Here is a 13,721-nt window from a genome sequence, read left to right as displayed (position 1 = left end):
CTGCGCAACCCCCCACGCGCATGGATCCCCCATGATCATCCAATCCCTGCTCGACACCGACCTGTACAAGTTCACCATGATGCAGGCGGTGCTGCACCAGCATCCCGGCGCCCAGGTCCAGTACCGTTTCAAGTGCCGCACCCCCGGCATCGACCTGGCCCGCTACATCGACCAGATCAACGAGGAAATCGACCACCTGTGCCGGCTGCGCTTCAGCGCCGACGAGCTGGAATACATGCGCGGGCTGCGTTTCGTCAAAGCCGATTTCGCCGATTTCCTCGGCCTGTTCCACCTGGACCGCAAGTACATCCAGCTGCGGCCATCGGCCAGCGTGCCCGGCGAGATCGAGCTGGACATCACCGGCCCGTGGCTGCACACCATCCTGTTCGAAGTGCCGCTGCTGGCGATCATCAACGAAGTCTGGTTCCGCAACACCACCACCGCCGATTTCGCCGAGGGCGAGCGCCGGCTGCAGGCCAAGACCGCGCTGCTGCGCGATACGCCCGGCTTCGAGCTGTGCCGCATTGCCGACTACGGCAGCCGCCGCCGCTATTCGCGCCACTGGCATGCGCGCATGCTGCCGTTGCTGCGCGACGCGCTGGGCGAGCAGTTCGTGGGCACCAGCAACGTGCATTTCGCCCGCCTGTACGGCATGACCCCGCACGGCACCATGGCCCACGAGTACCTGCAGGCGTTCCAGGCGCTGGGCCCGCGGCTGCGCGATTCGCAGGTGGCCGCGCTGGAATCGTGGGCGCGCGAGTACCGCGGCGATCTCGGCATCGCCTTGTCCGACGTGGTCGGGCTGGACGCGTTCCTGCGTGATTTCGACATGTATTTCTGCAAGCTGTTCGACGGCGTACGCCACGATTCGGGCGACCCGTTCGCCTGGGGCGACCGCATGCTGGCCCACTTCAAGGATCGCCGCGTGGACCCGCGCAGCAAGGTGCTGGTGTTCAGCGATGGCTTGAACATCGAAAAGGTGATGCAGCTGTTCGACTATTTCCGCGGCCGCTGCCAGGTGGCGTTCGGGGTGGGCACGCACCTCACCAACGACCTGGGGCCGACCCCGCTGAACATCGTGATCAAGATGGTCCGCTGCAACGGCCAGCCGGTGGCCAAGCTCAGCGATTCGCCCGGCAAGAGCATGTGCGACGACCCCGGTTATCTGGCCTATCTGCGCCAGGTGTTCCAGTTGCCGGCCGAGCGGTAGGTGCTGGCCGGCGGTCGGCACGCAACTCCCCGGTCATTCCAGCGCGTAGCGCAGCACGAACAGCCCGGCCACCAGCCACACCGCCGGATGCACCTCGCGCCAGCGCCCGGTGCCGGCCTTGAGCACGGCGTAGGCGATGAAGCCGAAGGCCAGGCCATTGGCGATGGAGTAGGTGAACGGCATCGCCAACGCACACAGCGCGGCGGGCACCGATTCGGTCACATCGCTCCATTCCACATCGACCAGTTCGCGCAGCATCAGCCCGGCCACGAACAGCAGGGCCGGTGCGGTGGCGTAGCTTGGGACCATCTTGGCCAGCGGCGAGAACAGCAGCGCGGCCAGGAACAGGCCGGCCACCACCAGCGCGGTCAGCCCGGTACGGCCACCGGCCTGCACGCCCGAGGCGCTTTCGGCAAACGCGGTGGTGCTGCTGGTGCCCAGCAGCGAGCCGGCCACGATCGCGGTGCTGTCGGCCAGCAGGGCGCGGCCGAAACGCTTCGGTGCGCCCGGCAGCTTGAGCAGGCCGGCACGGCCGACCACGCCGTACAGGGTGCCGGTGGCGTCGAAGACTTCCACCAGCACGAACACCAGCACCACCTGCAGCAGTACCGCCACCGGCGCGCCGCCGTCGTGGTGCAGCAGGCCGGGCAGGTCCAGCTGCAGGAAGGTGGGCGCCAGGCTCGGCGGCAGCGACATGAAACCGACGTAGGCCACATCGCCGAGCAGCCACGCCGCAGCGGTGACCGCCAGGATGCCGATCAGGATCGCACCGCGCACGCGGCGCGCTTCCAGGATGGCGATCAGCAGGAAGCCGGCCAGTGCCAGCAGCGGCGGGGCGGTATCGAGCGGGCCGAGGGCGACCAGGGTGTCGGTGTTGGCGATGATCACCCCGGATTTCTGCAGCGCGATGATCGCCAGGAACAGACCGATGCCGGCCACGATCGCCGCGCGCAGCGAGGCCGGAATACCCGCCACCAGCCAGGCGCGCACGCCGGTCAGCGACAGCACCAGGAACACCAGCCCGGAAATGAACACCGCCGCCAACGCCTGCTGCCACGGCAACCCGGCCGCACCGACCACGGTGAAGGCGAAGAACGCGTTCAAGCCCATGCCCGGGGCCATGCCGACCGGGAAGTTGGCCGCGAAGGCCATCACCAGCGATCCCAGTGCCGCGGCCAGGCAGGTGGCCACGAATACCGCGTCGGGGTCCATGCCGGTGGTGGCCAGGATGTCCGGGTTGACGAAGACGATGTAGGACATCGTCAGGAAGGTGGTCAGCCCGGCCAGCAGCTCGGTGCTCACCGAGGTGCCGTGCTGTTTCAGCTGGAACAGGCGTTCAAGCGATTTCATGGCAGGTATCCAAGGAATGGCCATTCACTGGAGAGGAGAGCGGCGGCGTTTCGATCGCTACGTGCTGGGGAGGCCGACAGGCAACCCCGCTCCGGGACACGCCGCAAGTACGTCCGTGTAGGCTGCGCCAAAACATCCATGTTTTGGAGCGTCCCTCCGGGGGCTGCCTGTCGGCCTCCCCGGGTGAATCGTGTGGTTCGGCTGGAGAACGCGTAGAGCCGCGCCGTGCGCGGCTGGTCTTGCCGCCACGCCACACGATGTCCCGGACACCTGCCCCAGCCCATAGCAATGAGGCGCTGCTCTTCGCTGATCGAATCGGACATCAAAAAAAACGGCCGCGCAGGGCGCGGCCGTTTTTCCCTTCTTACTTCAGCGCCTTGAAGCGCAGGCGCTTGGGTGCGGCGTCGTCGCCCATGCGGCGGCGCTTGTCCTCTTCGTACTCGCGGTAGTTGCCCTGGAAGAACTCCACGTGCGAGTTGCCTTCGAACGCCAGGATGTGGGTGGCGATGCGATCCAGGAACCAGCGGTCATGCGAAATCACGAAGGTGTTGCCCGGGAACTCCAGCAGCGCATCTTCCAGCGCGCGCAGGGTTTCGATGTCCAGATCGTTGGACGGTTCATCGAGCAGCAGCACGTTGCCACCCTGCAGCAGGGTCTTGGCCATGTGCAGGCGGCCGCGCTCACCACCGGACAGCGAGCCGACCAGCTTCTGCTGGTCCTGGCCCTTGAAGTTGAAGCGGCCGATGTAGGCGCGCGACTGGATCTCCACGCCGTTGATGTTGAGGATGTCCAGGCCGCCGGCGATTTCCTGGAAGACGTTGTGGTTGCCTTCCAGCGCGTCGCGGCTCTGGTCCACGTAGGACAGCTTGACCGTCGGGCCGACCACGATCTCGCCGGTATCGGGCTTTTCCTGGCCGGTGATCATCTTGAACAGGGTCGACTTGCCGGCGCCGTTGGGGCCGATGATGCCCACGATCGCGCCACCGGGCACCAGGAAGTTCAGGTCGTCGAACAGCAGGCGGTCGCCGAACTTCTTGGAGACGTTCTTGAACTCCATCACCGCATTGCCCAGGCGCTCGCCCGGCGGGATGAAGATTTCGTTGGTCTCGTTGCGCTTCTGGTAATCCACCGACTGCAGTTCTTCCAGGCGGGCCAGACGCGCCTTGCCCTTGGTGCGGCCACCCTTGGCGTTCTGGCGCGACCATTCCAGTTCCTTCTGGATCGCCTTCTGGCGGGACTTTTCCTGGTTGTCTTCCTGGCGCAGGCGGTCGTCCTTCTGGGTCAGCCAGTCGGTGTAGTTGCCCTTCCACGGAATGCCGCGGCCGCGGTCCAGTTCCAGGATCCACTCGGCGGCGTTGTCCAGGAAGTAGCGGTCATGGGTGACGGCCACCACGGTGCCGGTGTAGCGCGCCAGGTACTGTTCCAGCCATTCCACCGACTCGGCGTCCAGGTGGTTGGTCGGTTCATCGAGCAGCAGCATGTCCGGCTTCTGCAGCAGCAGGCGGCACAGCGCCACGCGGCGCTTTTCACCACCGGACAGGGTGCCGACCACCGCTTCCCACGGCGGCAGGCGCAGCGCGTCGGCGGCCACGTCCAGCTGGTTTTCCAGGGTGTGCGCGTCGCCGGCGGCCAGGATCGCCTCCAGGCGCTCCTGTTCCTTGGCCAGCTTGTCGAAGTCGGCGCCTTCCTCGGCATAGGCCAGGTACACCGCATCCAGCGCGGCTTGGGCCTGCAGCACTTCGCCCACGCCTTCCTCGACCGACTCGCGCACGGTCTTGGTCGGGTCCAGCTCCGGTTCCTGGGCCAGGTAGCCGACCTTGATGCCGGCCTGCGGGCGGGCTTCGCCCTCGAAGTCGGTATCCACGCCGGCCATGATCTTGAGCACCGTGGACTTGCCCGAGCCGTTCAGGCCCAGCAGGCCGATCTTGGCACCGGGGAAGAACGACAGCGAGATGTCCTTGATGATCTGCCGCTTGGGCGGGACCACCTTGCTGACGCGGTTCATGGTGTAGATGTATTGCGAGGACATGAGGTCTCCGAAGACGCAGCCCTGCCCCCGTTCCACGGGAACAGGGGCAGGATGAAAAGGGGTACCGCCGATTATAGCCGGAAGCGGTGCCGGCCGCCGTCGGCCCCGGCCGGCGGGGCTTGCCGGGGCCTGAACAGGCCGTCAAGGCGCTGGAAAGGGAAACCGTTTCCAGCTGGAGACCGTTCAGATGCGGTGCGCATGATGTAGCCATCCACCCACCAAGCGAGGCCAATCATGCGTATGAATCGAATTGTGGTCGGGACTGTGGCCTCGCTGCTGGCCCTGGGCATGGCCGCCCCGGCCTTCGCCGACAACGACCGTGGCCGCGGGCATGACCGTCACGAGCGCCACGACGACCGCCGCAGCCATGACCGCCACGACCGGCATGATCGCCGCGAATGGCGCGACGACCGCCGCCATGACTACCGCCAGGCGCGCCATGACCGCCGCTACTACGACGACCGCGGCTACTACCGCCCGGCGCCGCCGCCGCGCGTGGTCTACCGCTCGCATCCGGGGTACGGCTGGGCCCGTGGCCACCGCTACCGCGAGTACTACGGCGGCCCGGTCTACGTGGTCAACGACTACAGCCGCTACTCGGTGCGCCGCCCGCCGCGCGGCCACCACTGGATCCGCGACGACCGCGGCAACCTGCTGCTGGTGGCCATCGCCACCGGCATCATCGCCGACTACGTGATCAACAACCGGTAACCCGGGCACGGCCCGGCCTGCAACGACGGCGCCCTGCGGGGCGCCGTTCCGCGTCCGGCCCCGGCCCCGGCCGGGCAGGCCGGCGCAATTGGTCAGCCCCGCCCCCGCGGACTACAATCCAAGGCTCGCGCCGTACCCCCCTGCCTGCCTGGAGTAACCGATGTTCCCGCGTGACGTCCGCATCGAAACCTACGATCCCGAACTGGCCAAGGCCATCGCCGCCGAAACCCAGCGCCAGGAAGACCACGTCGAGCTGATCGCCAGCGAGAACTACACCAGCCCGGCGGTGATGGAAGCCCAGGGCAGCCAGCTGACCAACAAGTACGCCGAGGGCTACCCGGGCAAGCGTTACTACGGCGGCTGCGAGTACGTGGACATCGCCGAACAGCTGGCCATCGACCGCCTCAAGGCCCTGTTCGATGCCGACTACGCCAACGTGCAGCCGCACAGCGGCTCGCAGGCCAACCAGGCGGTGTACTTCGCGCTGCTGCAGCCGGGCGACACCATTTTGGGCATGTCCCTGGCGCACGGCGGCCACCTCACCCACGGGGCCAAGGTCAATGCCTCGGGCAAGCTGTTCAACGCGGTGCAGTACGGCGTGGACGAAGCCGGCCTGATCGATTACGACGAAGTCGAACGGCTGGCGTTGGAACACAAGCCGAAGATGGTCGTGGCCGGTTTCTCGGCCTATTCGCAGGTCATCGACTGGGCGCGCTTCCGTGCGATCGCCGACAAGGTCGGCGCCTTCCTGTTCGTGGACATGGCGCACGTGGCCGGCCTGGTCGCCGCCGGCGTCTACCCCAGCCCGCTTCCGCATGCCCACGTGGTCACCTCGACCACCCACAAGACCCTGCGCGGACCGCGCGGCGGCATCATCATCGCCAAGGGGGCCAGCGAGGAGCTGCAGAAGAAGCTGCAGTCGATCGTATTCCCGGGCATCCAGGGCGGCCCGCTGATGCACGTCATCGCCGCCAAGGCCGTGGCCTTCAAGGAAGCGCTGGAGCCGGGCTTCAAGGCCTACCAGCAGCAGGTGGTCAAGAATGCCCAGGCGATGGCCGCCACGCTGATCGCGCGCGGCTACAAGATCGTGTCCGGCGGTACCGAGAACCACCTGATGCTGGTGGACATGATCGGCAAGGACGTCTCGGGCAAGGATGCCGAAGCGGCGCTCGGCAAGGCCCATATCACCGTCAACAAGAACTCGGTGCCCAACGACCCGCGTTCGCCGTTCGTGACCTCCGGCCTGCGCCTGGGCACCCCGGCGGTGACCACCCGCGGTTACCTCGAGCAGGACTGCGTGGACCTGGCCAACTGGATCGCCGACGTACTCGACGCCCCGGCTGACGAGGCGGTGATCGCCCGCGTCCGCGAGGCGGTCGGCGCGCAGTGCCGCAAGTACCCGGTCTACGGGTGATGCAGCTCGCCCGGCAGCGGCGCCTGTATATCGCGCAGGCACTGCTGCTGGGCATTCCGACCCTGGCCGCCGGGGGTACCCTTGCGGCCGTTGCGGTCTATGTCTTTTTCGCCAACAACAGCTACATGGGCACCGTGGAAAGCCTGGTGCTGCTGGCCTGGGGGCTGTCGGGCCTCAGCGGCCTGCTGGGCTGGCTGTGGCTGAGCGGGGTCTACCTGCGGCACGGTCGCGACGGCCTGCAGCGCACCGGCCCACTGGGATGGATCGGTATCGCACTGGGTGCGGCCGGCGCACTGGCGGTCATGGGTCTGATCGGCCGGTTGTGGTGGGACGGCGACTGGCAGGCCCTGGTCTACCTGGTGGCCGGCCCGCTGCTGCTGGTTCCCAGCGCGCAGCTGGTGTGGATGCGCTGGCGGCGCACCCCGCCGCGCGGAGCCTGACGGGCGTCTCTATTTGTATGCACCGGTCTTCTCAGGTACCGTTGCGACGCTGCCGTGACCACGGCATGACGTTTTCCTGATGCAAGGCGTTCCATGTACTGTCCGTTCTGCCAGCATGCCGATACCCGTGTGATCGATTCGCGCGTCTCTGAAGACGGGGCGACGATCCGGCGTCGGCGCGAGTGCGAGGCCTGCAACGAACGCTTCAGTACCCTGGAAACCATCGAATTGAAATTGCCGGCGATCGTCAAGAGCGACGGCAGCCGCGAGGCCTTCGATGCGCGCAAGCTGCGCAGTGGCTTCGACCGCGCGCTGCAGAAGCGCCCGGTGCCCGAAGACGAGATCGAACTGGCGGTGCGCGCGGTGATGCAGCAGGCGCGCATCTGTGGCGAACGCGAAATCCCCTCGATCAAGATCGGCGAGTTCGTGATGAACGAACTGCGCAAGCTCGACCATGTCGCCTATGTGCGCTTCGCCTCGGTCTACCGCAGCTTCGGCGACGTGGCCGATTTCCGCGAGGAAATCGAAAAGCTCGAACGCGACCTGCCGGCCAGTACCGAACAGTTGCAGCTGCTCGATGTGATCGCGCTGGGCAAGAAGAAGAAAGGCTGACCGGCGCCGCGTTGCGGCACCCCGCTGGGCTACCATCGGCGCTGCACGCCTGCCGCCAGACGACTGTTGCCATGACCGACTTTTCCGCCCTCGACCACCTGCACATGGCGCACGCCCTGCGCCTGGCCGAACGCGCCGCGTATACCGCCCGGCCCAACCCGATGGTCGGCTGCGTGATCGCCCATGGCGCCGAGGTGGTGGGTGAAGGCTGGCACCAGCGCACCGGCGGGCCGCATGCCGAAGTATTCGCGCTGCGCCAGGCCGGCGAGCGCGCCCGTGGCGCCACCGCCTACGTCACCCTGGAACCCTGCGCGCACCACGGGCGCACCCCGCCGTGCGCACTGGCGCTGATCCAGGCCGGGGCCGGCCGGGTGGTGGCGGCGATGCGCGACCCGTTCCCGAAGGTCGACGGCGGTGGCTTCGACCTGCTGCGCCAGGCCGGCATCGCGGTCGCCGAAGGGCTGATGGCCGGGCCGGCGCGCGAACTCAACCGGGGCTTCCTGTCGCGCATCGAGCGCGGCCGGCCGTGGGTGCGGGTCAAGCTGGCCGCCAGCCTGGATGGCCGCACCGCGATGGCCGACGGCCGTTCCAAGTGGATCACCGGCGCGGCCGCACGCGAGGATGTGCAGCACTGGCGCGCGCGTGCCGGCGCGATCCTGACCGGCGCGGCCACCGTGCTGGCCGACGACCCGATGCTGACCGTGCGCCTGGCCGATACCGAGGTGCTGCCGCCGTTGCGCGTGGTGCTCGATGCACGGCTGCGCTCGCTGGAATGCGCGCGGGTGCGCGAAGGCGGGGCACCGACGCTGTATCTGCACGACGCCGCCATCAGTGCGCCGGATGCGGCCGATGCAGAATTTGCCAGCGTGCCCTGCCACGGCGGCCGCCTGGACCTGGGCGCGGTGCTGGCCCTGCTCGCCGAGCGCGGCATCAACGAGGTCCACACCGAAGCCGGCGCCACCCTGGCTGGGGCGCTGCTGGCCGGCGGCTGGGCCGATGAACTGCTGCTCTACCAGGCGCCCACGTTGCTGGGCGAACACGGCCTGCCGCTGCTGTCCGGGCTGGGCATCCATGCGATGGAGCAGCAGCAACGGCTGCGCGTGGTGGACCAGCGCCAGGTTGGCGAAGATATGCGACTGCTGTTGCGGGCGTAACCGGTGGCCTGCGCGACGACCAACGGTCGTCGCCTACCCGGAGCCGGTTGGCACCGACCGGAGCCGGCGGGTACCGACCAGGTCCGGTAGGTACCGACCGTTGGTCGATACGCCTCACCTCAACCGCAATCGTCGCCCCACATCGCCTCGGCCATCGAACGCAGCGCCTTGCATTCCCGGGTCATTGCCTCCGGCGTCATCACCTTGGCCTTGGCCTTGAGTTCCTCGGCCATGGCGTCCACGCCGGGCACCTGGTCCGGCGCGGTCCTGGCCAGGCACTGGCGATGCTGCTGCAGCAGCAGGTCGCAGCCCGGCACGCCGGTGACCTTGGGTGCCTCCAGCGCGGCGGCTTCCTGCGACCACACCGCGAACGGCAGCAGCGCGTTGACCACCGGCGCCACCAGATCGTCCAGGTTGGCGCTGTGCCAACCGGCGCCGTTACCGGCCGGATACAGATCCAGGCTGCCACGCACCGCCTGCCGCGGGCCGTCGCGCAGGGCGGCAAGATAAGCGTCGGTGAAGCGGGTGAGGTTGGCGCTGGAATCCTCGCGCACGGCCGCCTCGAACAGCGGACGCAGGCCGTCCAGCGCGGTTACCTGGCAGGTGAAGCCGACCGCGGCAATCTTGCCCCGGGCCACCGACGCGTTGTCGCGGACCTGTGCCTGGTCTGCGCGGCAGTGGGTGTTGTGCAGGTTGGCGCTGAGCAGGGCGGGCACCGCGCTGCCGCCGCTGGTGTCGCCGCTCTTGGCCAGCAGCGCCTGCAGCGGCGCGGCCATCGCCGCAGCCAGCCCGTCCGGGGTGGGCGTCACCGCATCCTGGCCGTCGAAGGCCGGCCGCAGTGCATCGTTGAGGGTGCGCGCGGCGGCCGCATCGTCTTCCAGCAGCACGCGTGCGTACAGGTCGAAGGTCTGTTCGGGGCTGAGCGTGGTGGCCGGTGCGGCGGTCGCCAGTGCGGGGGCGCACAGCAGGGCGGCGGCCAGTGCCAGACAGGTCGTTTTCATGGTCAGCGTCCAATGCGGGGGGGGCGCAAAATCCTACCGCATTCGTGCCATGGCGGTGCCGTGGTGCGCCTCCCGGTAGGGTCGGTTCCCGAACGACTGCCGATGGCCCTTGCCGCGTTCATCGCATGCATGGCAATGATCGATGCAATGCCCTGACGACGGTGGAGCCTGCTGCGTTCAGTGGTCATGTCGCCACCGCGCGTTGCACCGTTACCGGCAGTCGACCAAGGTTCGACCCTACCAGGTACCCCGCGCACACGCGGTGCCCCGTTACCGGCAATCGACCAGGGTTCGACCCGTACCAGGCGCCTTCGCGCGCCGGTAGGGTCGGTTCCCGAACGACTGCCGATAGCCTTGCCGCGTTCATCGCACGCATGGCAATGATCGATGCAATGCCCTGACGACGGTGGAGCCTGCTGCGTTCAGTGGTCATGTCGCCACCGCGCGTTGCACCGCTACCGGCAGTCGACCAAGGTTCGACCCTACCAGGTACCTTCCGCGCGCACGCGTTGCCCCGTTACCGACAATCGACCAGGGTTCGACCCGTACCAGGCGCCTTCGCGCGCCGGTAGGGTCGGTTCCCGAACGACTGCCGATAGCCTTGCCGCGTTCATCGCACGCATGGCAATGCTCGAGGCGATGCCCTGACGACGGTGGAGCCTGCTGCGTTCAGCGGTCATGTCGCCACCGCGCGTTGCACCGCTACCGGTAGTCGACCAAGGCTCGACCCTACCAGGCGCCTTCGTGCGCCGGTAGGGTCGGTTCCCGAACGACTGCCGATAGCCCTTGCCGCGTTCATCGCACGCATGACAATGATCGAAACAACGCCCTGCGACGCAAAAAAAACGGGCCCCTTGCGGGGCCCGTTCGATCATGGCGCAGCGAAGACCGCTGCGGCCCGATCAGAAACTGGCGCGCATGCCCACCGAGTACTGGGTGACGTCGCGGTAGGCCTGCACTTCGCCGACCAGGCCCCAGGTACGGGTGAAGTTGATCTGGCCGCCGACATTGCCGACCCAGGTACCCTTGAAATCGCTGCCACCGTCCAGGTAACCGGCCTTGGCCCACGCTTCGGTACGCACCGACGGCTTGCCGCGCACGCCCAGGGTGGCACGACCGGCGTTGGTGTGGTCCTTGTCCTTGGCGCTGTCGAAGCCGTCGACCGACAGCTTGGCTTCCACGTTCTGGCGCACCCAGGCGATGTCGGCGGTGAAGTCGACCCGGTCGCTCATTTCCATGTGGTAACCGATACCCAGCTCCGGCTGGTTCAGCTCCAGCTTGAGGCGGGCGTCGTAGCCGGCGACGCTGGCGTCATAGCTCTTGGACAGGTACGACCACGCACCGAACACATTGACCTGCGGGCCGATGTCGAACGAGCCGCGGATGTAGCCGCCGTCCACCTTCGGATCGTTGAAGCCGTCGTCGTTGGTGTCCATCTGGGTCCAGCCGGCTTCGACGTAGGTGTAGCTGACACGCTCGGCGGCCGAGGCGGCGAACGGAGTGGCGGCCAGCAGGGCGGCGGCCAGAAGCATCTTGCGCATGGGATTCCTTGGGTAGTGAGGTCCATTTCAGCCGGCCCGACAGGACGGCAGGGCGGCGATCGGTGCCGCGCGGGCCGGATATTAACAAGTTTTTTACGGAAAGCGGGCGCTCAGCTCGCCCTGATACAATGCGCGGGCCGGTTCGCCGGTACACAAACGTCTTCAGGGCGGGGTGCGATTCCCCACCGGCGGTAGGTGCGCAAGCACGAGCCCGCGAGCGCTTCCAGCCCCGCTGGAAGGTCAGCAGATCCGGTCCGATGCCGGAGCCGACGGTATAGTCCGGATGAAAGAAGACGGTGCGGCCGGGCCTTTGCGCGCGGCGTGCACCACTATGCCTTGCGGCGTTTTTCGCTCACTTTCCGCGGAGAACGTTCCTTGTTTACTGGAATCATCGAAGGCGTCGGCCGTCTGGCCGCACGCGACACCATCGGCGGCGATGTCCGCTTCACCTTCAACGTCGGCAGCCTGCCGTTCGACGCCGTGCAGCTGGGCGAGAGCATTGCCGTCAATGGCGTGTGCCTGACCGTCATCGCCCATGACGCCACCAGTTTCCAGGCCGATGCCTCGACCGAAACCCTGGGCCTGACCACGCTCGGCCAGCTGGTCGACGGCGCGGTGCTCAACCTGGAGCGCGCGATGCGCCCGACCGACCGCCTCGGCGGCCACCTGGTCAGCGGCCACGTCGACGGCCTGGGCCGGGTGCTGTCGGTGCACGAGGATGCCCGCGCGCAACGTTGGCGCTTCGCCGCACCGGCCGCGCTGCTGCGCTACATCGCCAGGAAGGGCTCGATCTGCGTGGACGGGGTCAGCCTGACCGTCAACGAAGTCGACGATGCCGGCTTCGAGGTCGCGCTGATCCCGCATACCGTGGCCAACACCGCCTTTGCCGCCACCGCCGTGGGCGATGCGGTCAACCTGGAAATCGACCTGGTCGCCCGCTATGTGGAGCGTCTGCTGGCCATGCCGGCCGACGCCCAGCCGCTGCACGGTGCAGGAGCGCGCGCATGAACTTCGCCCCCATCCCCGAGATCCTCGAAGACATCCGCCTGGGCCGCATGGTGGTGATCGTCGATGACGAAGACCGCGAGAACGAAGGCGACCTGATCATGGCCGCCGAGCTGGTCAAGCCGTCGGACATCAACTTCATGGTCACCCACGGCCGTGGCCTGGTGTGCCTGCCGCTGACCCGCGAGCGCGCCGCCGATCTGGGCCTGGCGCCGATGGTGCAGGCCAATACCGCGCAGTTCCAGACCAACTTCACGGTCAGCATCGAAGCCGCCGAGGGGGTCACCACCGGCATCTCGGCCTATGACCGCGCCCATACCATCCGTACTGCGGTCAAGCCCGACGCCAAGCCGGCCGACCTGCACCAGCCGGGCCATATCTTCCCGCTGATCGCCCAGCCCGGCGGGGTGCTGACCCGCGCCGGCCACACCGAGGCCGGGGTCGACCTGGCCATGCTGGCCGGGCTGGAACCGGCCGGCGTGCTGGTGGAAATCCTCAACCCCGACGGCAGCATGGCGCGCCGCCCGGAGCTGGAGGTGTTCGCCCGCGAGCACGGCCTGAAGATGGGCTCGATCGCCGACCTGATCGCCTACCGTCTGGCCACCGAGAAGACCGTCGAGCGCGTGGACGAGCGCGAGATCGACACCGAATTCGGCCCGTTCACGCTGGTCACCTACCGCGACCGGATCGTCCATGACCTGCATTTCGCCCTGGTCCGCGGCACCCCCGATACCGAGCCGACCCTGGTCCGGGTGCAGGTGGAGAATCCATTGGCCGACCTGCTGCACTGGCGGCGCGACGATTTCGGGGTGGCCTCCACCGATGCCCTGCGCGCCATTGCCGCCGCCGGGCGCGGGGTGATGGTGGTGTTGTCGGCCCCGCGCGACAGCAACAGCCTGCTGGCCCGCCTGCGCCAGCAGCCGGCCCCGGTCACCCCCGGCAAGGACAAGGACGTGGGCCAGTGGCGCCGCAACGGTGCCGGTGCGCAGATCCTGTCCGACCTGGGCCTGGGCAAGCTGCGCGTGCTGGGCACCCCGCGCCGCCAGATCGGCCTGGCCGGTTATGGCCTGGAAGTGGTGGAGACCGTTACCCCGTAGCGCCGGGCTCTGCCCGGCTGACAAACACCGCCCATCGCGACAGCCGGGCAGAGCCCGGCTCTACGCTCCCTGTGAGATCGGGCGCATGGCGATGCGTTCGTCGAAATGGCCCATTGGTCATCTGGCGCCCCCACCCGCGTTAAACTAATCAACCTTT

Annotated in this window: 12 protein-coding genes and 1 riboswitch; of the genes, 8 read left to right on the top strand and 4 right to left on the bottom strand. The window is 67.8% G+C overall.

Features of this window, described 5'->3' with window-relative positions:
* Window positions 1-31 precede the first annotated feature (31 nt).
* The gene (gene pncB / locus IC535_RS04240; RefSeq protein ID WP_228885667.1) at window positions 32-1,210 is read left to right on the top strand and encodes a nicotinate phosphoribosyltransferase; all 1,179 of its coding nucleotides are present in this window, start codon (window positions 32-34) and stop codon (window positions 1,208-1,210) included.
* A gap of 33 nt (window positions 1,211-1,243) precedes the next feature.
* On the opposite strand, the gene IC535_RS04235 is transcribed toward pncB, so the two are convergent.
* Both IC535_RS04235 and ettA read right to left on the bottom strand, forming a co-directional pair.
* Complete coding sequence (locus IC535_RS04235; RefSeq protein WP_228885666.1) at window positions 1,244-2,560, bottom strand: NCS2 family permease; 1,317 nt, start codon at window positions 2,558-2,560, stop codon at window positions 1,244-1,246.
* 364 nt (window positions 2,561-2,924) lie between these two features.
* Window positions 2,925-4,589 carry an energy-dependent translational throttle protein EttA gene (ettA, locus tag IC535_RS04230; protein WP_228885665.1) on the bottom strand — a complete coding sequence of 555 codons (1,665 nt, stop codon included), beginning with the start codon at window positions 4,587-4,589 and terminating at the stop codon, window positions 2,925-2,927.
* Window positions 4,590-4,823: 234 nt separating this feature from the next.
* Between ettA and IC535_RS04225 the strand changes: the two genes are divergently transcribed.
* The 5 genes from IC535_RS04225 to ribD all read left to right on the top strand — a co-directional run bounded on the left by IC535_RS04225 (window position 4,824) and on the right by ribD (window position 8,920).
* The gene (locus tag IC535_RS04225; RefSeq protein ID WP_228885664.1) at window positions 4,824-5,300 is read left to right on the top strand and encodes an RcnB family protein; all 477 of its coding nucleotides are present in this window, start codon (window positions 4,824-4,826) and stop codon (window positions 5,298-5,300) included.
* Between the two features lie 160 nt (window positions 5,301-5,460).
* Window positions 5,461-6,714 (top strand): serine hydroxymethyltransferase, encoded by a 1,254-nt coding sequence (glyA, locus tag IC535_RS04220; RefSeq protein WP_228885663.1) that lies wholly within the window; start codon window positions 5,461-5,463, stop codon window positions 6,712-6,714.
* Window positions 6,714-7,154 carry a hypothetical protein gene (locus IC535_RS04215; RefSeq protein WP_228885662.1) on the top strand — a complete coding sequence of 147 codons (441 nt, stop codon included), beginning with the start codon at window positions 6,714-6,716 and terminating at the stop codon, window positions 7,152-7,154. The genes glyA and IC535_RS04215 overlap by 1 nt, the downstream gene beginning before the upstream one ends.
* Window positions 7,155-7,247: 93 nt before the next feature.
* Window positions 7,248-7,766 (top strand): transcriptional regulator NrdR, encoded by a 519-nt coding sequence (gene nrdR / locus IC535_RS04210; RefSeq protein WP_228885661.1) that lies wholly within the window; start codon window positions 7,248-7,250, stop codon window positions 7,764-7,766.
* A gap of 71 nt (window positions 7,767-7,837) precedes the next feature.
* Window positions 7,838-8,920 (top strand): bifunctional diaminohydroxyphosphoribosylaminopyrimidine deaminase/5-amino-6-(5-phosphoribosylamino)uracil reductase RibD, encoded by a 1,083-nt coding sequence (gene ribD, locus IC535_RS04205; protein WP_228885660.1) that lies wholly within the window; start codon window positions 7,838-7,840, stop codon window positions 8,918-8,920.
* Between the two features lie 119 nt (window positions 8,921-9,039).
* Here ribD and IC535_RS04200 read toward each other — a convergent pair whose 3' ends face one another.
* Window positions 9,040-9,921: a hypothetical protein gene (locus tag IC535_RS04200; RefSeq protein ID WP_228885659.1), complete on the bottom strand. Its 882-nt coding sequence runs from the start codon at window positions 9,919-9,921 to the stop codon at window positions 9,040-9,042.
* Window positions 9,922-10,823: 902 nt separating this feature from the next.
* A complete protein-coding gene (locus tag IC535_RS04195; protein WP_228887689.1) occupies window positions 10,824-11,462 on the bottom strand; it encodes an outer membrane beta-barrel protein in 639 nt (212 codons plus the stop codon).
* A 154-nt stretch (window positions 11,463-11,616) separates the two neighbouring features.
* A riboswitch (FMN riboswitch) is annotated at window positions 11,617-11,761 on the top strand.
* A 76-nt stretch (window positions 11,762-11,837) separates the two neighbouring features.
* On the opposite strand from IC535_RS04195, the gene IC535_RS04190 reads away from it, so the two are divergent.
* Together IC535_RS04190 and ribB are read left to right on the top strand one after the other, a co-directional pair.
* Complete coding sequence (locus tag IC535_RS04190; RefSeq protein ID WP_228887688.1) at window positions 11,838-12,470, top strand: riboflavin synthase; 633 nt, start codon at window positions 11,838-11,840, stop codon at window positions 12,468-12,470.
* Entirely contained in the window at window positions 12,467-13,564 is a 1,098-nt protein-coding gene (gene ribB / locus IC535_RS04185; protein WP_228887687.1) for a 3,4-dihydroxy-2-butanone-4-phosphate synthase, read from the top strand. Before IC535_RS04190 ends, ribB begins: the two co-directional genes overlap by 4 nt.
* Window positions 13,565-13,721 lie beyond the last annotated feature (157 nt).

The sequence above is a fragment of the Stenotrophomonas rhizophila genome, assembly GCF_020857975.1.
Classification (GTDB): domain Bacteria; phylum Pseudomonadota; class Gammaproteobacteria; order Xanthomonadales; family Xanthomonadaceae; genus Stenotrophomonas; species Stenotrophomonas rhizophila_C.
Note: the sequence above shows the minus strand (reverse complement) of the source record. Positions and strands in the feature narration are given on the sequence as shown.